This window comes from Sphingobium chungangianum, assembly GCF_977014255.1.
Window position 1 is genome coordinate 2,738,770 of sequence record NZ_CDRNIV010000006.1, and the last position, 19,448, is coordinate 2,758,217.

Below are 19,448 nucleotides of genomic sequence, written 5' to 3' on the forward strand. Positions count from 1 at the left end.
ACATAGCGTGAACTTATGACTGCCCTTTCCATTCCGCAGAAGCTGAAAATCCTCGCCGACGCGGCCAAATATGATGCATCATGCGCATCCTCCGGAACGAAGAAGCGCGATAGCCTGTCAGGGCAGAAGGGCGGCTTGGGTTCGACCGAAGGCATGGGCATATGCCATGCCTACGCACCTGACGGGCGATGCATATCGCTGCTCAAGATTTTGCTGACGAACAGTTGCATCTTTGATTGCCACTATTGCATCAATCGCCGGTCGAGCGACGTTCGCCGGGCGCGCTTCACCGTGGGCGAAGTGGTCGAACTGACGCTGAGCTTTTACCGGCGCAATTATATCGAGGGACTTTTCCTGTCCTCCGGGATCATACGATCGCCCGATTATACGATGGAACAGCTGGTGGGCGTTGCCCGAGCGCTGCGGGAAGAGCATGACTTTCGCGGTTATATTCATCTCAAGACGATCCCCGACGCCGATCCGGAACTGACCCATCAAGCAGGACTTTTCGCTGACCGGCTGTCGATCAATGTCGAGATGCCGACCGAGCAGGGGCTTCGGCGACTGGCGCCAGAGAAAGATGGAACGCGGATCGAAGGCGCGATGAGCGGGCTGCGCACAGCCATCGAAGATACGCGCGATGCGAGAAAGCGCTACCGCCACGCGCCGCGATTTGCCCCCGCAGGACAATCCACGCAGATGATCATAGGGGCCGACGGAGCAGATGACCGGGCCATCATCCGGCGTGCGCGATCTCTATATGACCGCCATGCTCTACGGCGCGTCTATTACAGCGCCTTTTCGCCCATTCCCTCGCCGAGCAGCGTCCTTCCGTTAAAGCGTCCTCCACTGCTGCGCGAACACCGCCTGTATCAGTCGGACTGGATGATGCGCTTTTATGGTTTTTCAGTGGATGATCTTGAGCAAGCGACCGACCCCACAACGGGGCATTTGCCCCTCGACATTGATCCCAAGCTGGCCTGGGCCTTGCGGCACCGGGCCATATTTCCGGTAGATGTGAACCGCGCGCCGCGTGAGATGTTGCTGCGCGTGCCGGGCCTTGGCGTAAAAGCCGTCGATCGCATATTGGCGAGCCGCAGGGTCCGCCGCCTTCGGCTGGATGATGTCGCGCGGGTGACAAATTCGATTGCCAAGCTGCGGCCTTTTTTGGTCGCCAGCGATTGGAGGCCGGTTCACCTGACCGACAAGGCAGACCTTCAACGGCAGCTCACCCCTCCCCCTTCGCAACTGGAGCTTTTCGACTGACGGTAGTTTTCCTTATTGATAAGTCCGGCACTTCGTGATTTCTTGAGATTCAAGAAAATCGAGGGGAAGGCGCTGGTGGCAACGGCATTCAACAATGATTCCGCACGATCTCATGGCGGGCGGTATGCCAAGCGCATGAGCAGCCATCTGGCTATTGCGCTTGTTGTTTTTTGCCTTCTTCAAATTGGCATCGTCGCCAGGATGGGCGGCTCGCTGGTGCTACACCTCGCCCTGATCATCGCAATCGGCGGCTTTGCAATGGTGGCGAGGGACATGGAACGCCGGTGGGAATTACTGGATGAGAGCGGCCTGTCGATGTCGGGCCTGGACCTTCGCTTTCGCAGAGATGTCGCGCAGGTCTGGCTGACGAGCATCGCCAGCAGCCTGCTGTGGATACCGGTTGCCATCATCTTCCGCTTCCTGTTCGGCTGAACCAGCGGACCCAAAGCTCTTCGCCTTTCGTTGTGTCCTCTAAATCAAGAGGAGCACATCATGGCCAATGCCACGATTTTCGACAAACTGAAGCAAGATCATGACGCCCATCGCCAGCTGTTTGAGAAAATGGCTGACGCGAAGGACGATAACGATCGGCTGGAGAAGCTGTTCGAGCAGTTCCGTGTGGAAGTCACCGCACATGCGGCGGCGGAGGAAGAAACGCTATATGCAACGATGCTCTCCCGTCCCGACCTGCGTGAAGATGCACAGCATAGCGTAGCCGAGCATAAGGAAATCAACGATTATCTGGAGGAGCTGCAGGAGCAGACCTTCAACGGCTCTGAATGGCAGGAGACCTTCGCCAATCTGAAGAAGCGTTATCTCCACCACATCGAGGAGGAGGAAGAGGAGATGTTTCCCGATGCGGCAGCGGAGTTGACGGATGAGGAGGAACTGAAGCTCGCCGCCACCTTTGCCCGGCGCAAGCCCGCCGAACTGGAGCGAGCGGAATCGTCGGATTGATCTCTCATGTATCAGGTGCTGCTGAGCAGGCCGGATGATTTCGACGGGTGGCGCGATGCCGCCCGTCGCTTCGTCTTGGCTGGTGTGCCTGCTCAGGATATTGATTGGCGGGTCGAGGGAGAAGGCGGGTCGCTGCTGGCCTTCGATCCGCCGCCAAATGGCGGCGGAGCCTTTTCAGTGCCGCGCGCCTTTCTGGAATTGGCCGAGAGCGCAATACTGCATCGGGATGGAGAGCGCTTTGCCTTGCTCTACGCCCTTTTGATAGAGGTGCGGCAAATCCCCGCACGCCTGGACGATAAAGCCGATCCCCTGGTCCGCCGTGTCGAGATGCTGGCAAAAGCGGTTCGGCGCGACATGCATAAGATGCGCGCCTTTGTCCGATTCCGCGAAATGCAGGATGATGACGGAACCCGTTTCGTCGCCTGGTTCGAGCCCGAACATCATATCGTCCGCGCCAATGCCGGGTTTTTCGTGCGGCGTTTCGCATCGATGCGGTGGTCGATCCTGACGCCCGACCTCAGTATCCATTGGGATGGCGAAAGGTTGGAAGAAAGCCCCGGCGCTTCAAAGGCAGATGCGCCGGGCGGCGACCCGGTCGAGGAAATCTGGAAAAGCTATTATGCTGCGACATTCAACCCCGCCCGGCTCAAGCAGCGGGCCATGCTGTCCGAGATGCCCAAGAAATACTGGCGCAACCTGCCGGAGGCGGCGCTCATCCCCGACCTTGTTGCCGGGGCGCAGGCACGGGAAGCGGCCATGATCGCCACTCCTCTCAAGATACCTGCCCGCGCCAGCAACGCGGCTGCCGCTTGGACGAGATTGCGCGAGGAGGCGACGGGCTGCACCCGCTGCCCCCTTTATCGCGACGCCACCCAGACTGTGTTCGGCGAAGGCCCTATCGATGCGCCCCTTGTTCTGGTGGGGAACAGCCGAGCGATCAGGAAGACATTACAGGCCGCCCCTTCGTAGGCCCGGCGGGCCAGTTGCTCGATCAAGCGCTAGAGGATGCACGGATCGATCGGGCGAGCGTCTATGTCACGAATGCCGTCAAGCATTTCAAGCATGAGCGGCGAGGCAAGAGGCGCATCCACCAGACGCCTGAGACACCCGAGATTGCTGCCTGCCGCTGGTGGCTGGATCAGGAATTGGACCTCGTTCGCCCGCGCGTCGTCGTCGCTCTGGGTGCAACTGCTGCGCGCGCCATATTGGGTAAGGCCGTGACGATCAGCCGCACGCGAGGTGCGCCGATTCCGCTTGAGAATGGCACCGAAGCTTGGGTGACAGTGCATCCGAGTTTCCTGCTGCGCATCCCCGATGAAGCGCGAAAGGCGGCCGAGCGAGCGCGCTTTGTCGAAGATTTGCGAGAGATAGGAGAGCGGGTAAAGACGCTAACCCGATGATCATTGCTTGACCGATGATCCTGCCCCGGCAACATCGCGATGTTCACGCCGGAGGATTTTAGCGCTTCATGTCTATCGCCTATCTCAATGGCCAATTCGTGCCGCTCGCCGAAGCGCAGGTCTCGGTGCTGGATCGCGGCTTTCTGTTCGCCGAGGCCGTTTACGAGGTGACCGCCGTCCTTGATGGCAGACTGATCGACAGCGCGTCGCATCTGGTGCGGCTTGAACGTTCGGCGACAGCGATAGGGCTTAGCCTTCCCGTCTCCCTTGCCGAGATTGAAGCGGTGCAGAAGGAACTAGCGGCGCGCAATGAGCTTGATGAGGGCTTGATCTATCTGCAACTGACGCGGGGCGCCGACGCAGGGCGCGACTTCCTGCCATCATCGGCTTTGCAGCCAACGCTTGTGATGTTCACGCAGGCCAAGCGCTTTCTCGATTCTCCCGCTGTGCAGAACGGCATTGCGGTTGTCACGACACCCGACCTGCGGTGGGCGCGGCGTGACATCAAGAGTGTTGGCCTGCTGGCTCAAGCGATGGCAAAACAGATCGCGGCCGAGGCGGGCGCACAGGAAGCCTGGATGGTGGAGGACGGCTTCATAACCGAAGGCGCTTCTTCCACGGCTTTTCTCGTTACAGATGAGGGCATCATCACTCGCCCCTATTCGCAGGTCGTGCTTGCCGGATGCACCGGCGCCGCACTCACTGTGCTGGCCGAAGAGAGCGGGATGAGCGTCATCCACCGTCCCTTTTCCGTGGCGGAAGCGAAGGAAGCCCGCGAAGCCTTCATCACCAGCGCATCGACGCTCTGCCAGGCGGTCGTGCGTATCGACGGGGCCAAGATCGGCGACGGCAACCCCGGCCCGGTCGCCACCCGGCTACGCCAGCTCTACATCGATTTTGCGCGCCGGACGGCAGTCTGAAGCAGCAACTGAGGATAACAACATCCATTTTGGATGTGTCACCTCTCCTCCATCGCCTCCCGCCATTTCGGCGAAAAGCCAAACCATTTTGGCGGCAGCCAGGGCCAAGGCTCGTGAAATCGGGCGGGCCAGCAGATGACCGGACAATAAAGGGAAGCTGGCATATCCAATCCGGAGGAAAGAGCAGGCGCGCTGCCGCGATATTGCGATAGGTTCGGAACAAAGCAGGGACAGGAGTAACAGGTGGAAATGGATCGCCCCCGGACTGAATTTGGATCCAGCAGCGAGGAAATCTATGGGATGAGAGACCCTCGCGCGGGACTCCTCATTCTGGCTGACGACGTCTTTCTGGACGATGTCGCAGGATTGGCGGAGGCCGCCCAGTTCCGGCTCCTCGATATAGTGCCGCTGGGTCAGGCGATGCTTCGGCTCGACATGCAGGTGGGGTGCGACGTCATTCTGCTCTTCTGCACAAACCCGTCCGCATTGCTCGAGCGATTGCTGGTGCAGGTGGAGACGCTGGCGGTGCAGAATGACATGTCCGTCATTCTGGTTGCCGGTCTCGACACGGTCGATCTTGCCTTCGCCTGCATGCGGAGCGACCGCACGCAACTGCTCTGCACGCCGGATCACACCGACCTCGCCGCCGCTTTGCTGACTGCCGGGGGAACGACGCCCCAGCGCACACTTCATGAGGTCAATCAGGAAAGCGAAGGCGTCCGCCTGCAACAGCTGAGCGAAGAGGTCAGCCGCCTTGCGCGGACGCTGGAGGCGCTGACATCGCGACCGCGCCACGCGACTCCCTCCTTCGCATTGGGGCCTCGCATTTCGGATCGGGCAAGCGACTATATCGGCATGCCGACCGTGGAGACGATAGGTAATCAGCCAGCCGTTACCGACGAAGCAGCGCTGGGTGCCGCGCAGGTGCGGGACATGCTGCGCGCGCGGCGGTTGCGTGAGGATTTCCTGCCCGGCGAACTGTTTGCCGATCCGGCATGGGACATGCTGCTGGATCTACTGGCCGCGCGTCTGGAGCAGGAACGCGTTTCCGTTTCCAGCCTGTGCATCGCGTCGGCAGTGCCGCCCACCACGGCGCTGCGCTGGATTCGGACGCTGACAGACAAGGGCATCGTTCATCGGCAGGCCGATCCGCATGATGGCCGCCGTGTGTTCATCGCCCTTGCGGAAGAGACGGCCCAAGCCCTGACACGCTGGTTCATGGCCAGCCGCCGTTTTCTTTGTGCGTGACTCGTTGATCATCAACGCTTGACCCGCGCGCTGATTGGCCTAGATAGGCGCGCTCCGGCTGCACCGGCATGGATGCGGTATCGGGCGATTAGCTCAGTTGGTAGAGCGTCTCGTTTACACCGAGAATGTCGGCGGTTCGAGCCCGTCATCGCCCACCATCCCTTATGCTGCCAGAAAGCCGTGCCGGATATTGCGGTGCGATGGAGCCGCTGCTAATCGACGCCATCATGATACAGCCGCCTGAAATTCTTCGAGTCACCAAAGCCCGCGTCTCATGCGACGGGTCAGGCGACATTCCCGCCGCTCTGGGTCACCCGCGCGTGTTCCTGGAGATTGACGAACATGGCTATGTCGATTGCGGTTATTGCGACAAGCGCTTCGTCCTGATTGGCGGTCCTGCCGATACGCCGGAAGTTGCGGGCCTACCTGACATCTCGTCCGGCGCGAGCATCTAAAGAAGCGCCCTTCGAATTTGATTGGGCTTGGGCTGTGTCGCTCCTATATCGGGCGGCATGACTGACATCGCTTCCCAGTTCACCGACGCGCGCGGCCTTCTCTATCGGCCGGGTTTGCTTGATCCCGATGGCGCGCAGCGGCTGACGGCGCAGGCGCTCGCCAATTGTGATGATGGCGAACTCTATCTGCAATATAGAGCCAGCGAGAGTTTCGGGTTCGACGATGGAAGGCTGAAAACAGCCGATTATTCGACCGATGCGGGCTTTGGCCTGCGCGGCGTATCGGGCGAGATGACCGGCTTTGCCCATGCCAACGATATTAGCAAAGCAGCGATCCGCCGGGCGGCCGAAACGCTGACCTTGTTGGACCCGGCCAAGGGCCAGCCCGCTCCGCCGCCACAGCGGACCAACCGGCATCTCTATACAGACGCCAACCCTCTGGACATCGTCCCGTTCGCCGAGAAGGTGACGCTGTGCGCTGCCATTGATGCCGCGGCGCGAGATCGTGATCCTCGCGTTGCGCAGGTTTCGGTCAGTCTGGCCGGGAGCTGGTCGGTTGTGGAAATCGTTCGTGCCGATGCCTTTACCGCCACCGACATCCGGCCACTGGTTCGGCTGAACGTATCGCTGATCCTTGAAGAAAATGGCCGCCGCGAAACCGGCAGTTTCGGTATTGGCGGACGCTATCTCTTTGATCAAGTGATGGATCCCGCGATCTGGAATCGGGCCATCGACGAGTCGCTCGCTCAGGCGAGAGTGAACATGCGGTCGGTCGCTGCGCCTGCGGGCGAAATGACGGTGCTGCTGGGGCCGGGCTGGCCGGGCGTACTGGTGCATGAGGCGATCGGCCATGGCCTTGAGGGTGATTTCAACCGCAAGGGCACCAGCGCCTTTTCCGGTCGGATCGGTGAGCGCGTTGCGGCTCCCGGCGTCACGGTGGTGGATGACGGATCGATCCTCAGCCGACGTGGATCGCTCTCGATCGACGACGAAGGCACGCCCACCCGAGAGAATGTCCTTATCGAGGATGGCATCCTTAAAGGCTATATGCAGGATCGCCTCAACGCCCGGCTTATGGGCGTGGAACCCACAGGCAATGGGCGTCGCGAAAGCTATGCCCATGCGCCGATGCCGCGCATGACCAACACGTTCATCAAAGGCGGCCATGATGATCCTGAGGAATTGCTGTCCCGCATGGGTTCCGGCATTTTCGCCAAGAGCTTTGGCGGAGGTCAGGTCGATATCGTCTCAGGCAAATTCGTCTTTTCCTGCACCGAGGCCTACAAGGTCGAGAATGGAAAGCTGGGCGATCCGATCAAGGGTGCAACACTGATAGGCGACGGACCAACGGCACTCACCAAAGTGATCGGCATCGGCAATGACTGGGCTTTGGATGAGGGCATCGGCATGTGCGGCAAGGGTGGCCAGACCGTTCCAGCGGGCGTCGGGCAGCCGACCCTGCTGATCGAAGGGCTGACGGTCGGCGGCACGGCGACCTGATATCTTGGCGCCGTGGGCTGCGGAACCTGCGGCCCACTACTTCTTTGTCCTTTTATGAACATGCTTACGGACAGCCATGACGCCGTGACCGCCGACTGGGCAGCTGCCCTGCTGGACTTCTGGTTCAATCAGGTCGGGGAGGAGGGCTGGTGGAAGCATGACCCGAAGCTGGACCAACAGTGCGCGACGCGCTTTTGCGAGCTGTGGGAGGAAAAACGCAAGTTGGCCGCCGAAACATTCCTTGATCGGGCTGATGACGCATTGGCGGCAGTCCTGCTATTCGATCAGTTACCGCGTAATATGTTCCGCGGCACCGCCGAGGCGTTCAAAACTGACGAACTCGCTCGAAGCGTCGCGCGCGGCGCCATTGCGCATGGCTATGACATCCAGATTGGCGGCGCGGGCCGCAGGTTTTTCTACATGCCGTTCCAGCATAGCGAAGATATCGACGATCAGAATCTGTCACTTAGTCTGTTCGAGGCAGCAGGCGATGCGCAGTCCTTGGAATATGCCCGTCAGCATCACGACGTCATCGCCCGCTTTGGCCGGTTCCCGCATCGAAACGCTGCGATTGGGCGGCCAACTTTGCCGGAGGAAAAAGACGCCGTCCATATGACGGCCAACTGGTAGGGAAAAGCTGCCCAATTTTTGGGCAGCGTAGGCAGACTGCCCATTTTTTTGGCGGGTGGTGTTTAAGGCCAGTCTAAAAAGCACGCTTTTAAACGGCGCTGACCAATTGGCACGCCTCTTGCTGGAATGTCGCCGCACACCATTAACAGGGGGCGACATGAAACTTGTCATGGCTATCATCAAGCCGTTCAAGCTTGACGATGTCCGCGAGGCACTCTCCTCGCTAGGCATCGCCGGCATGACGGTGAGCGAGGTGAAAGGCTTCGGCCGCCAGAAGGGGCAAACCGAAATCTACCGGGGCGCCGAATATTCCACGAACATGGTTCCGAAAATCAAGATCGAGGTCGTCTGCGATGACGATCTTGCACCGCGCGTAGTCGAAGCGGTCCAGGCGGCCGCCAATTCCGGCGCGATCGGCGATGGCAAGATCTTCGTTCTCGATGTCGGTCAGGCCGTGCGCATCCGCACCGGCGAGACCGGCGAAACCGCGCTGTAAGAAGGGGGAATAATGACCTTTTCCAAGAAATTCTGCGGCGTGATGGGGGCGGCTGCGCTGACCCTTCTCGCAGCCGCACCGGCGCTCGCCGCGCCGATAAAGGCGCCAGACGCCGCTGCAATGGCCAGCATGGTCAACAAGGGCGACGTCGCCTGGATGCTGATCTCCGCCGCGCTGGTCCTGATGATGTCGATTCCGGGCCTTGCCCTGTTCTACGGCGGCCTGGTCCGTACCAAGAACATGCTGAGCATCCTCATGCAGGTGTTCACGATCGTTTCCGTGGCTGGTCTGGTCTGGACCTGCTGGGGCTATTCCATCGCCTTCACCTCGGGTGGCGACAATCATTTCTTCGGCGGTCTATCCAAGGCGTTCCTGATGGGCGTCGATGGCACGACCTCGGCGGCGACGTTCAGCAACAACGTCTATCTGCCCGAATTCGTGTTCGTCGTCTTCCAGATGACCTTCGCCATGATCACCCCGGCGCTGATCGTCGGTGCGTTCGCGGAGCGCGTGAAATTCTCCTCGCTGATCGTGTTCGTCGTGCTGTGGCTGACCTTCATCTACTTCCCGATGGCGCACATGGTGTGGTATTGGGCTGGCCCGGACTTCCTGGCTGATGCTCCTACCGACTATGGCATGCTCTGGGGCTGGGGCGCGCTCGACTTCGCGGGCGGCACCGTGGTCCACATCAACGCGGGTATCGCGGGCCTCGTCGGCGCCATCATGATCGGCAAGCGCGTCGGCTTCCCCAAGGAGCCCATGCCGCCGCACTCGCTGACCATGACCATGATCGGTGCCAGCCTGCTGTGGGTCGGCTGGTTCGGCTTCAACGCCGGCTCCAACCTGGAAGCCAATGCCGTCACTGGCGTCGCCTTCATCAACACCATGGTCGCCACCTGCGCGGCAGCGGTCAGCTGGTCGCTGGTTGAACAGGTCCACCACGGCAAGGCTTCTCTGCTCGGCGCAGTCACGGGTGCTGTCGCTGGCCTCGTCGCCATCACCCCGGCGGCTGGTTTTGCGGCTCCCATAACCTCCATCGTGCTCGGCTTCGCCGTCTCCCCGATCTGCTACCTCTTCGTGGCATTCGTGAAGGGCAAGGTCGGCTATGACGACAGCTTGGACGTGTTCGGCGTGCACTGCATCGGCGGCATCGTCGGCGCGATCGCGACAGGTATCGTCGCGGCTCCTTCGCTCGGCGGCCAGGGCGTGTTCGACTACACCGTCTTCCCGGCAGCCTTCCATCCGGAAGCCTACAGCATCCCGGGCCAGGTCTGGATCCAGATCAAGGCGGTCGTGTTCACCCTGCTCTTCTCGGGCATCGGCAGCGCGATCCTCTACTTCATCATCGACAAGACCATGGGTCTGCGTCCGAGCCGCGATGCCGAGATGGAAGGCCTGGACCTCGCGAGCCACGGCGAGCGCGCCTACAACTACTAAGACTTCGGCAGGGCGGGCCGGAAAGAACGGCCCGCCCGCCACACGATGTTCCTCCTGCGAACACGCCTCGGGACCGGTACGAAAGTATCGGTCCTTTTTTTGATGTCAGGCCTTTGGTCGGGTCCAGAGATGTGCCGGTCGGCGCATCGATAAGGGCCAACGGCGGGACCGGGCCACGACGTGCAGCCCCGCCCGAAACACCCAACCCAGTTTCTCACTCTTCGGCGTCACCACGCGATCGTCCCAGGCATGATCGCCCCGCCGATCCACTTCCCGAGCGATATCGCCATAAATGCCCGCTGCGGCCAGAACCGCCCAGGCGGAGCGGCTCGGCAAGGCGCCCGTGCCATGCCGGGCGCTCGCCTCAAAATCCGCGGCCAGCCCGGCGAGACGGCGCGCCAATATCACTAGCTGCGGACGGAAGCCTGGCTCCATATGCCTGCCGCAAGGAATGTGCATCTCCGCCAGCCATTGCTGGGGCAGGTAACAGCGTCCCGCCGCCTGATCCTCGCCGATGTCGCGCGCAATGTTGGCGAGCTGAAACGCCAGTCCCAAGTCGCAGGCCCGGTCAAGCGTAGACTCATCCGCCGGATCAACCCCCATCAGCACCGCCATCATGCAGCCGACCGCGCCAGCAACATGATAACAATAGCGCAGCATGTCCGCTTCGCTCTGAGGCCGCCAATCTTCAGCATCGAGCGCGAAGCCTTCGATCAGGTCATGCGCATAGCGGGCCGGGATGGCGCATTCGCGCATCACTAGGCCAAAGCCATCGAAGGCGGGATCGCCCGTCGGCTCGCCGCGCAGGGCGGCATCGGTCAGCGCCCTCATACTGGCAAGGCGCGCCTGCCCATCGGCCACGCCTCTCATTACGCCACCATGATCCTGCCCGTCGGCGATATCGTCGCACTTGCGGCACCATGCATAGAGAAGCCAAGCACGCTCACGGGTTTGCCGGTCGAACAGCTTCGATGCCAAGGCGAAGGATTTGGAGCCCCGGGCGATACTTTCGCGGGCATGGGCGACGAGGGCGGTGCGATCGAGAATGGTCACACTGCGGCCATGCCCCGCGCCGATGGTCGCCGCAAGGGTGGCACGAATTACAGCCTGTCGGCCTTCATCGAAAAGATCGGCTCGTGCGCCTCATAGGCTGCCATTTTATCAAGCAGCGCCTCGATCGAGTCGGCATGGACCAGGATGTCGGCATGTTGCGGGCGGATGAAGCCGGTGTCGATCATATGCCGGTTGAAGGCGATGAGCTGGTCATAGAAGCCGGATGCATTCAGCAGGCCAACGGGCTTGGCATGATAGCCAAGTTGCGCCCAGCTGATCGCCTCCCACAACTCATCCATGGTGCCAACGCCGCCGGGCAGCGTGATGAAGCCGTCAGACAGATCGGTGAAGCATGCCTTGCGCTGATGCATGGTCTGGACGACGTGAAGCTCGGTGCAGCCCTGATGCGCGACCTCCGCCCGTACCAAGGCTTCCGGAATGACGCCGATCACCTCGCCTCCGGCCTCGAGCGCGGCATCGGCAACCGCGCCCATTAAACCCAGCCGCCCCCCGCCATAGACGACTCCAATGCCGCGCCCAGCAAGCGTGCGGCCGACTTGGCGAGCGGATTCCACATAGACCGGATCAGCAGGTAAAGCCGATCCACAATAGACGGCCAGCCGCTTCACAACAGGTCTTCGAGCATCAGCGCGGCGGTCGCCTTCGCACTGCCCACGACGCCAGGGATGCCCGCCCCCGGATGAGTACCGGCGCCAGTGAGATAGAGGTTCGGGATCACGTCATCGCGGTTATGGGCGCGGAACCAGGCGCTTTGCGTCAACAGCGGTTCAAGACTGAAGGCGCTGCCCAAATGCGCGGACAGGTCGCTCTGGAAATCGGGCGGCGCATAGTGAAATTGCGTGACGATGCGAGAGCGGATGTCGGGGATCAATCGGTGTTCGATCTCGTCAAGAATGCGCTCAGCATAAACGGGGCCGAACTGCTTCCAGTCGATCGGCAGCTTGCCCATGTGGGGCACGGGCGCAAGAGCGTAGAAAGTCGAATGTCCGTCCGGCGCCATCGACGGATCGGTGACGGTCGGGTGGTGCAGGTAGAGCGAGAAATCCTGAGGCAGCACGCCGTGATCATAGATGTCGGTCAGCAACCCTTCATAGCGGGGACCGAACAGGATCATATGGTGGGGGATGCCGGGCCAGCTACCCTTGATACCGAAATGCAGCACGAACAGGCTGGGCGACCAACGCTTTCTCGCGAGGCTCTCGGCCTGTTTCTGCCCCCTTGGGTGATGGCCGAGAAGGTCCCGATAGCTATGCATGAGGTCGCCGTTCGTGGCGACAGCATCGGCCTCCCCCCGCCATCCCGACGCGGTCGAGACAGCGACCGCGCGGTCGCCATGGGTCTCGATGCGCACGACCGGGTCGGCGAGGCGCAGCGTACCGCCGAGCCGCTCGAAATGCGTCGCCATGCCCTGGACCAGGCGGTTCGTGCCGCCCTTGGCGAACCAGACGCCGCCATCCTTTTCCAGCTTGTGGATCAGCGCATAGATCGCGCTGGTCTGCATCGGATTGCCGCCGACCAGAAGCGTGTGGAAGGACAGCGCCTGCCGCAGCCTTTCGTCCTTCACATAGGAAGAGACGATGGAATAGACCGAACGCCATGCCTGATGCTTCGCCAGCGCTGGCGCGGCGCGGATCATGGAAGCGAAGTCGAGGAAAGCCACCGAGCCGAGCTTGCGATAGCCTTCCTCATACACGCCTTCAGCATAGTCGAGAAAGCGCTGATACCCCGCAACATCCTGCGGGTTCAGCTTTGCGATTTGCGCTCGCAGGCTGTTTTCGTCGTTGGAATAATCGAAGTTTGTGCCGTCGCGCCAGTTCAGCCGGTAAAAGGGGGTGACCGGCACCAGGCTGACGTCTTCCGCCATGTCGTGGCCGGACAGGCGCCAGAGTTCTGCAAGGCAATCTGGATCGGTGATGACGGTCGGGCCTGCGTCGAAGACGAAGCCGTCCTTCTCCCACATATAGGCGCGCCCGCCCGGACGGTCCCGCGCTTCCACCAGAGTGGTGTCGATGCCCGCTGATTGCAGACGGATCGCAAGAGCAAGGCCACCAAAGCCCGCCCCGATAACTATCGATTTGCGGTTCATCGGGCGGAGGGGGTCAACAATGCGCGCATGGCGCTCCTTATGGGCACCGGCGGGCGTCCACACAAGATGCGGATGCGATCGGCCCAAGTTGATCGGCCCGCGTAGAAGCGACCGACCAGATGGGGATTGAGGCGATAGAAGCGCTCGAAGATGCGCCATCGCTGGTCCGGCCGGGCAGCGCGAAAGAGCATCTTGCCGAGCAGCCGGTAATATCCGCCAGCGCGCCAATGCGCCGCAGCGCGGGCACGGGTGGTGGCGGCAAGGTCTTCGAGGGGCTGGTCGGCGAGCCAGAGCGCGGTGGCAGCGGCGTCGGGAAGTGAATAGCCGGTCATCGGGTGAAACAGTGCGGCGCGAACTCCGGCGCGGGCAATGTCATCATCCGCTGGCCAGAAGCGATCGAAGTTGCCGCCATGGACTACGGGAAGAACGCCGCTTTCCTGATGGGTGATCTGTTCGACGTGCCAGCCCCGATCCTTTGCATAGTCGGCGATGCGACTGGCGAGCGTCGGGACATCGAGCGCAGGATCGTCGCTGTAATAGGTGTCCTCGACGAAGATGGTGTGATCATCGAAAGGGAGCAGATAGACGAAGCGGTAGCCGTCGATCTGCGCAACGGTCGCGTCCATGATCACGGGGCGTTCCAACCCGTGCGGATGGCTGAGGCGAAGGGCCTGACCGACGAACTTTTGCCAGCCGCACTCCAGCGCCGACATATCGCCGTCGCCGCGCGTATCGAGGACGGTGCGAGCGTGGATATGACGGCCTTCTTTAAGGGTGACGCTGATCGGCGTGATGTGGGGGACGTCGGCGTTGAGCAGGACGCGATCGCCGAGCAGTTGGCTGGCGTGGGCGTCAAGCTGAACGGAGGCGATGCTGTTATAGGCAGTGGGCAGGCGGCGCTGGTATGCGGGGAAGCGGACCTCATGGCCTTGGGGCCAGCGATGGGTGATGAGCGGATCGACCAGCCAGCGATCGGCGGGGCGGACATCGCCGTCGAAGAAGGACCAGAGATGGTTGCCGCCCAGCGATTCGCCGCGTTCGATCAGGAGCAGGTCGATGTCGGGGCGGAGTTGGGCGAAGGCGAGTGCGGTCAGAGTGCCGGAAAGGCCGCCGCCCAGAATCGCGAGGTCGCAGTCGAACGTCTTGGCCATGCTGTCCTGTTAGGGAGGGGGAATTAATGAAGCAATTGGCGAAAAGAACGGGGTTTGACGAAAATGGCCGTATAGGATAGGGGGGTATCCTATGCATGTGATCGAGAACAAGGAAAAGCTGCTGGCGCGGGTGCGGCGCATTGCGGGGCAGGTCGGCGCGATCGAGCGGCAGCTAGGCGGAGATGCGGGCTGTTCGGAGACGTTGCAGCTGGTCGCATCGGTGCGCGGCGCGGTTGGTAGCCTGATGGAAGAGCTGATCGAGCAGCATATGCGCGACCATGTCGCCCGCCCCGGCCTGACCGATGAAGAGCGGCAGACGGCGGCGGAAGAAATGCTGGCGCTGATCCGGCGGTACGGGAAATGACGATGCACGGCCACAGCCACGATCATGACGAAGCAAAGGCCCAAAGCGAGGCCCTGCCCCCCTTCCCCACCAATGGGGATGAGGAGGAAAGCCATTATTTCGACCATATTTACCTGAGCGCGGGTCATGACCAGAATGCCCGGCGGACGATGTGGGTCGTGTGGCTGACCGCCGCGACCATGGTGGTCGAGATCGTGTTTGGCTGGATCACCGGGTCGATGGCCCTGCTGGCCGATGGGTTCCACATGGCGACCCATGCGGGCGCGCTGGCAGTGGCGGCGGCGGCCTATGGCTATGCCCGGCGCCATGCCCGCAATCCGCGCTTCACCTTTGGCACGGGGAAGGTCGGCGACCTTTCGGGCTTTGCATCCGCCCTGTTGCTGGGCGTGACCGCCCTTTTCATCCTGGTCGAATCGGTGCTGCGCTTCTTTGAGCCTGTATCGGTGAAGTTTGGCGAGGCGACATTGGTCGCGGTCGTCGGCCTTGCCATCAACCTGATCAGCGCGTTGCTGCTGGGGCATGACCATAGCCATGATCATCATGGGCATGATCATGAGCATGCGGGGGGCCATGGGACGGATCACGATCATGGGCACGATCACAAGCATGGGCATGCCGACAATAATCTGCGCGCCGCCTATGTGCATGTGCTGACCGACGCGCTGACATCCGTGCTGGCGATCGCGGCGCTGCTCGCCGGGCGCTATATGGGCTGGTGGTGGCTCGACCCGGCGGTGGGCATATTGGGGGCGGTGGTGATCGCGCGCTGGGCCTGGGGGTTGATGAAGGACACCTCGGCCATCCTGCTCGACACCGCCGAACCGGCGTTGATGAAGCGGATCAAGGCACTGGTGGAGGCGGAGGGCGCGATCATCCGTGACCTGCATGTCTGGCGGATCGGGCCGCATGCACATGCCGCGATCATCAGCCTGGCGCCTGGCGGCGATGTTGGCGCGGTGCGCCAGCGGGTGCGCGCGCTACCGCGCATGGAGCATGTTACGGTCGAGTGCGGTTGAACGCAGCTTTGTTTCCATTCCGGCTGAACGGTGGGACAGCCCGAACGGGGTGATAAGAGGCACGACGCTTTAGCGTTCGGCTTGGGGCACGAGATCCCAGCGTTCGCTGGGATGACGGTTGAAAAAATACGTCAGCGTTTCGCTGTCATGTAAGCGAAAGATATTTGTCACTGAACTGTCACTGAAAAATCATAATCCGCCGGTCGATCGAGACAGGGGAAATTTTCGTGACAGGTTCCAAGAGGAAAAGCATGGCTCTGGCGGTGAGCCTGCTGGCGTTGATGCCGGAAGTGGCGCAGGCGCAGAGCAACGAGGCGTTGCAGCGCCAGATTGACGAGTTGAAGGCGCAGGTTCAGGCGCTGACGAATGCGCTTGCCGCCAACAAGGGCAGTGAAGTCGCCAGCGCGAACGCATCGGCCACGCCTGCTCCGGTCACGGGCTCGGCGACGGCTCCTGCGGTTCTTGCCGCTGCGCCCGCGCCGCCGGTCGTGACTCAGGCATCGGCGCCGGAAAAGAAGTCGAAGGCCTGGTATGAGCGGCTGTCGCTGCGCGGCTATACCCAGATGCGCTATAACGCGTTTCTGTCGGGCGACGACACCGCACCGGCAGGCCAGTCGCGCCTGCGGTCGGTGCATGACAGCGGAATTTCCGACAAGAGCAGCTTCTCGCTCCGCCGGACGCGTCTTGTCGTTCAGGGTGACATTTCCGATCGCGTGTCGCTCTACCTTCAGTCCGATTTCTCCGCTGCCGTAAACAATCAGGCAGGCAGTGAGCGGCGGGAAGGCTTTGTACAGCTGCGCGACGCCTATGCCGACGTCTTCCTGGACAAGGCCAAGACATTCCGCGTGCGCCTGGGCCAGTCCAAGGTGCCCTATGGCTGGGAGAATATGCAGTCGTCCTCCAATCGCCTGACGCTGGACCGCAGCGACGCGATCAACAGCGCGGTGCCGGGCGAGCGCGATCTGGGCATCGTCGGCTATTACACGCCGCCTTCGGTGCAGAAGATCTGGGACCGGCTGGGGCATGACGGGCAGAAGCTGTTCGGCAATTATGGTGCGTTCGGTCTGGGCGTCTTCAATGGTCAGGGCATCAACAAGACCGAGCAGAATCGCGGGCTGATGAAGGTTGCCTTTGCAACCTGGCCATTCGAACTGGATGGTCTGGGCGGCATGTTCGAGGATCAGGTGTTCGAAATCGGCGGATCGGCGATGATGAACGACTACCAGCCGGAAGTGCGCAACGGATCGGCGGTCGCGATCAGTGAGCAGTCCTATGACGAAAAGCGCGGCGGAATCCACGCGATGCTCTATCCCCAGCCCTTCGGCATTCAGGCCGAATGGAATTGGGGCAAGGGGCCGGAGTTCGACCGGGTAAGCCAGTCGATCGAAAAGAAGAAGCTGAACGGTGGCTATGTCCAGATGATGTATCGCCTGCCCACGGATTCGATCGGCGTGCTGGTGCCTTATGGCCGCTGGCAGCATTATCGTGGCGGGTGGAAGGCTTCCACCAATGCGCCTCGCCTGGAAACGGACGAGTTTGAATTGGGGCTGGAATGGCAGCCGTGGAAGGCGCTGGAGATCACGCTGGCCTATGCGCGGATGAAGCGGGCCGAAGCAGACGAGCGGCGGACGGGTCGGGCGACGGGTGATTTGATCCGTACGCAGGTGCAGTGGAATTACTGATTGGTGGCGGGCAAGCGGTCAGCCTTCGCTGATCGCCTGCCCCGCTGCCCAGCCGCTGGCCCATGCCCATTGAAAATTATAGCCGCCTAACCAGCCGGTGACATCGACGGCTTCGCCGATGGCGTAGAGGCCGGGGACGCGGCGCGCCTCCATCGTGCGGGAGGAGAGTTCGGCGGTCGAGATGCCGCCGACCGTGACTTCCGCCTTGGCAAAACCTTCGGTGCCATTGGGGGCGAAGGACCAGGCGGCAAGGCGGCGCTGTGCCTCTTCCAGCTTGCGGTCGGCGATGTTGCCAAGATCGCCGGGCAGCGCGAGGCGATCGGCCAAGGCGTCGGCGAGGCGGTCGGGGAGTTGCGTGCGCAGCAGCGCGGTCAGCGATGTGCGCGGCTTGCTACGCTTGGCTTCCGTCAGCCAATTGGCGGGCATGTCGGGCAGGAAGTCGAGGCTGACTTCGCTGCCATGACGCCAATAGGAGGAGATTTGCAGGATGGCCGGGCCGGACAGGCCACGGTGGGTCAGCAGCGCGGCTTCGCGGAAGGCCGTCTTACCATGGCGGGCGATCACGGGCGTCGAGACGCCGGAAAGTTCGCGGAACAGCATGTCTTCGCCGCCGAGGGTGAGCGGAACGAGCGCGGGGCGCGGCTCCACCACCTTGAGGCCGAACTGGCGGGCGAGGTCATAGGCAAAGCCGGTAGCGCCCATTTGCGGGATCGACGGGCCGCCGGTGGCGATCACCAGCGCGGGGGCCTGTGCAGTTTGGCCGCCATGGACGACGCTGAACCGGCCATCAGCGTGGGTGATGGGGCCGAGTTGGTGGCCGAGGCGGATGGTGACGCCGCCTGCCTCGCATTCGGCAAGCAGCATCGCGACAATCTGGCGCGCGGACTGGTCGCAGAAGAGTTGACCCAGCGTCTTTTCATGCCAGGCGATGCCGTGGCGATCGACCAGCGCGACGAAATCTGCCGCCGTATAGCGGCCGAGCGCGGACTTGGCGAAATGGGGGTTGGCCGAGAGATAGCGGTCGGGCGCGGTGTGGATGTTGGTGAAATTGCAGCGGCCGCCGCCGGAGATCAGTATCTTCTTGCCCGGCTGATCGGCGTGATCGAGGACGAGGACGCGCTTGCCGCGCTGCCCGGCCGACGCCGCGCACATGAGGCCCGCTCCGCCAGCGCCGAGGACGATGGCGTCAAATTGATCGGCTGTGGTGGACAAGATCAGCCTGCGGAGAGCGCGTCCATGATCTGACGAATGGGGGTGAGGTCATAGCCAGCCGCTTCCGCTTTTTCGCTGAGCGCTGCGGGGTGTTCACCGGCGCGGGCGCGTGTGAGTGCCCAAAGGAGCGTGCTGCGGGTGCCGGAGCGGCAATAGGCCAGGACCTTGCCTTCGCCTGCTTCGTTGAGTGCGGCGGCCATACCGTCAAGCTGCCAGGGGGCAAAGCCGCCATGGGCGACGGGGACAGCGGCGTAGGCGAGGCCTGCGGCCTTTGCGGCGGCCTCGATTTCCGCGCCGTTGGTCTGGCCCGGCTCCTCATCATCGGGGCGGTTGTTGATGATGACGGTCACGCCCAAGGCCTTGGCTTCCTCGACCTGATCGACGCTGATCTGGGGGGAGACGTAGAGGTTGGGGGTGATCTGACGGAACATGGGGCGGGACTCCTTCTGCCGCGAGCCATGCGCTTGTGGGGGGCGGGATTCAAGTGGGGTTTTTGGTGGGCAGAGGGGGCATCCGCCCTCCCCTCTCCAAGTACGCCTAGCTGCTGAAGCAGC

The 19,448-nt window shown here is 62.1% G+C and carries 19 protein-coding genes, 1 tRNA gene and 1 pseudogene; 15 read left to right on the forward strand and 6 right to left on the reverse strand.

Annotated elements, in window-relative coordinates; translation table 11 throughout:
• Positions 1–15: 15 nt before the first annotated feature.
• The 12 genes and pseudogenes from ACWNC0_RS20595 (at position 16) to ACWNC0_RS20650 (ending at position 10,309) form a co-directional block, all read left to right on the forward strand.
• Entirely contained in the window at positions 16–1,266 is a 1,251-nt protein-coding gene (locus tag ACWNC0_RS20595) for a putative DNA modification/repair radical SAM protein (RefSeq protein ID WP_449474323.1), read from the forward strand.
• 75 nt (positions 1,267–1,341) lie between these two features.
• Positions 1,342–1,698 (forward strand): hypothetical protein, encoded by a 357-nt coding sequence (locus tag ACWNC0_RS20600; RefSeq protein WP_449474688.1) that lies wholly within the window; start codon positions 1,342–1,344, stop codon positions 1,696–1,698.
• Positions 1,699–1,758: 60 nt separating this feature from the next.
• Positions 1,759–2,223, forward strand: coding sequence for a hemerythrin domain-containing protein (locus ACWNC0_RS20605; RefSeq protein ID WP_449474324.1), 465 nt, complete (start codon positions 1,759–1,761; stop codon positions 2,221–2,223).
• Positions 2,224–2,229: 6 nt separating this feature from the next.
• Positions 2,230–3,623, forward strand: a pseudogene (locus tag ACWNC0_RS20610) (UdgX family uracil-DNA binding protein).
• Positions 3,624–3,691: 68 nt separating this feature from the next.
• Entirely contained in the window at positions 3,692–4,543 is an 852-nt protein-coding gene (locus ACWNC0_RS20615) for a D-amino-acid transaminase (protein ID WP_449474325.1), read from the forward strand.
• Between the two features lie 300 nt (positions 4,544–4,843).
• A complete protein-coding gene (locus ACWNC0_RS20620) occupies positions 4,844–5,791 on the forward strand; it encodes a MarR family transcriptional regulator (RefSeq protein ID WP_449474326.1) in 948 nt (315 codons plus the stop codon).
• An 82-nt stretch (positions 5,792–5,873) separates the two neighbouring features.
• Positions 5,874–5,949 (forward strand) — tRNA-Val (locus ACWNC0_RS20625).
• Between the two features lie 69 nt (positions 5,950–6,018).
• Complete coding sequence (locus ACWNC0_RS20630) at positions 6,019–6,246, forward strand: zinc-finger domain-containing protein (RefSeq protein ID WP_196226624.1); 228 nt, start codon at positions 6,019–6,021, stop codon at positions 6,244–6,246.
• Positions 6,247–6,303: 57 nt separating this feature from the next.
• Positions 6,304–7,746, forward strand: a complete 1,443-nt coding sequence (tldD, locus tag ACWNC0_RS20635; RefSeq protein WP_449474327.1) for a metalloprotease TldD — start codon at positions 6,304–6,306, stop codon at positions 7,744–7,746.
• Between the two features lie 54 nt (positions 7,747–7,800).
• Positions 7,801–8,376 (forward strand): DUF924 family protein, encoded by a 576-nt coding sequence (locus ACWNC0_RS20640; protein WP_449474328.1) that lies wholly within the window; start codon positions 7,801–7,803, stop codon positions 8,374–8,376.
• A gap of 157 nt (positions 8,377–8,533) precedes the next feature.
• Positions 8,534–8,872, forward strand: coding sequence for a P-II family nitrogen regulator (locus ACWNC0_RS20645; protein ID WP_196224712.1), 339 nt, complete (start codon positions 8,534–8,536; stop codon positions 8,870–8,872).
• Positions 8,873–8,884: 12 nt separating this feature from the next.
• Positions 8,885–10,309, forward strand: a complete 1,425-nt coding sequence (locus ACWNC0_RS20650; RefSeq protein WP_449474329.1) for an ammonium transporter — start codon at positions 8,885–8,887, stop codon at positions 10,307–10,309.
• Between the two features lie 105 nt (positions 10,310–10,414).
• Here the strand turns inward: ACWNC0_RS20650 and ACWNC0_RS20655 are convergent, their stop codons facing one another.
• The 4 genes from ACWNC0_RS20655 to crtY all read right to left on the reverse strand — a co-directional run bounded on the left by ACWNC0_RS20655 (position 10,415) and on the right by crtY (position 14,620).
• On the reverse strand, positions 10,415–11,314 hold the full coding sequence (locus tag ACWNC0_RS20655; protein WP_449474689.1) for a phytoene/squalene synthase family protein: 900 nt from the start codon (positions 11,312–11,314) through the stop codon (positions 10,415–10,417).
• Positions 11,315–11,409: 95 nt separating this feature from the next.
• Positions 11,410–11,991, reverse strand: a complete 582-nt coding sequence (locus ACWNC0_RS20660) for an LOG family protein (RefSeq protein WP_449474330.1) — start codon at positions 11,989–11,991, stop codon at positions 11,410–11,412.
• A complete protein-coding gene (locus tag ACWNC0_RS20665; RefSeq protein WP_449474331.1) occupies positions 11,988–13,469 on the reverse strand; it encodes a phytoene desaturase in 1,482 nt (493 codons plus the stop codon). The genes ACWNC0_RS20660 and ACWNC0_RS20665 overlap by 4 nt, the downstream gene beginning before the upstream one ends.
• Positions 13,466–14,620 (reverse strand): lycopene beta-cyclase CrtY, encoded by a 1,155-nt coding sequence (crtY, locus tag ACWNC0_RS20670; protein ID WP_449474332.1) that lies wholly within the window; start codon positions 14,618–14,620, stop codon positions 13,466–13,468. The genes ACWNC0_RS20665 and crtY overlap by 4 nt, the downstream gene beginning before the upstream one ends.
• A gap of 91 nt (positions 14,621–14,711) precedes the next feature.
• On the opposite strand from crtY, the gene ACWNC0_RS20675 reads away from it, so the two are divergent.
• From ACWNC0_RS20675 to ACWNC0_RS20685, 3 genes are all read left to right on the forward strand, one after another.
• On the forward strand, positions 14,712–14,984 hold the full coding sequence (locus ACWNC0_RS20675; RefSeq protein ID WP_449474333.1) for a metal/formaldehyde-sensitive transcriptional repressor: 273 nt from the start codon (positions 14,712–14,714) through the stop codon (positions 14,982–14,984).
• A complete protein-coding gene (gene dmeF, locus ACWNC0_RS20680; RefSeq protein WP_449474334.1) occupies positions 14,981–16,000 on the forward strand; it encodes a CDF family Co(II)/Ni(II) efflux transporter DmeF in 1,020 nt (339 codons plus the stop codon). The genes ACWNC0_RS20675 and dmeF overlap by 4 nt, the downstream gene beginning before the upstream one ends.
• A gap of 251 nt (positions 16,001–16,251) precedes the next feature.
• The gene (locus tag ACWNC0_RS20685; RefSeq protein WP_449474335.1) at positions 16,252–17,682 is read left to right on the forward strand and encodes a porin; all 1,431 of its coding nucleotides are present in this window, start codon (positions 16,252–16,254) and stop codon (positions 17,680–17,682) included.
• An 18-nt stretch (positions 17,683–17,700) separates the two neighbouring features.
• Here ACWNC0_RS20685 and ACWNC0_RS20690 read toward each other — a convergent pair whose 3' ends face one another.
• Positions 17,701–18,894, reverse strand: a complete 1,194-nt coding sequence (locus ACWNC0_RS20690; RefSeq protein WP_449474336.1) for an NAD(P)/FAD-dependent oxidoreductase — start codon at positions 18,892–18,894, stop codon at positions 17,701–17,703.
• Positions 18,895–18,896: 2 nt separating this feature from the next.
• The gene (locus tag ACWNC0_RS20695; RefSeq protein ID WP_449474337.1) at positions 18,897–19,325 is read right to left on the reverse strand and encodes a TIGR01244 family sulfur transferase; all 429 of its coding nucleotides are present in this window, start codon (positions 19,323–19,325) and stop codon (positions 18,897–18,899) included.
• Between the last annotated feature and the right edge of the window lie 123 nt (positions 19,326–19,448).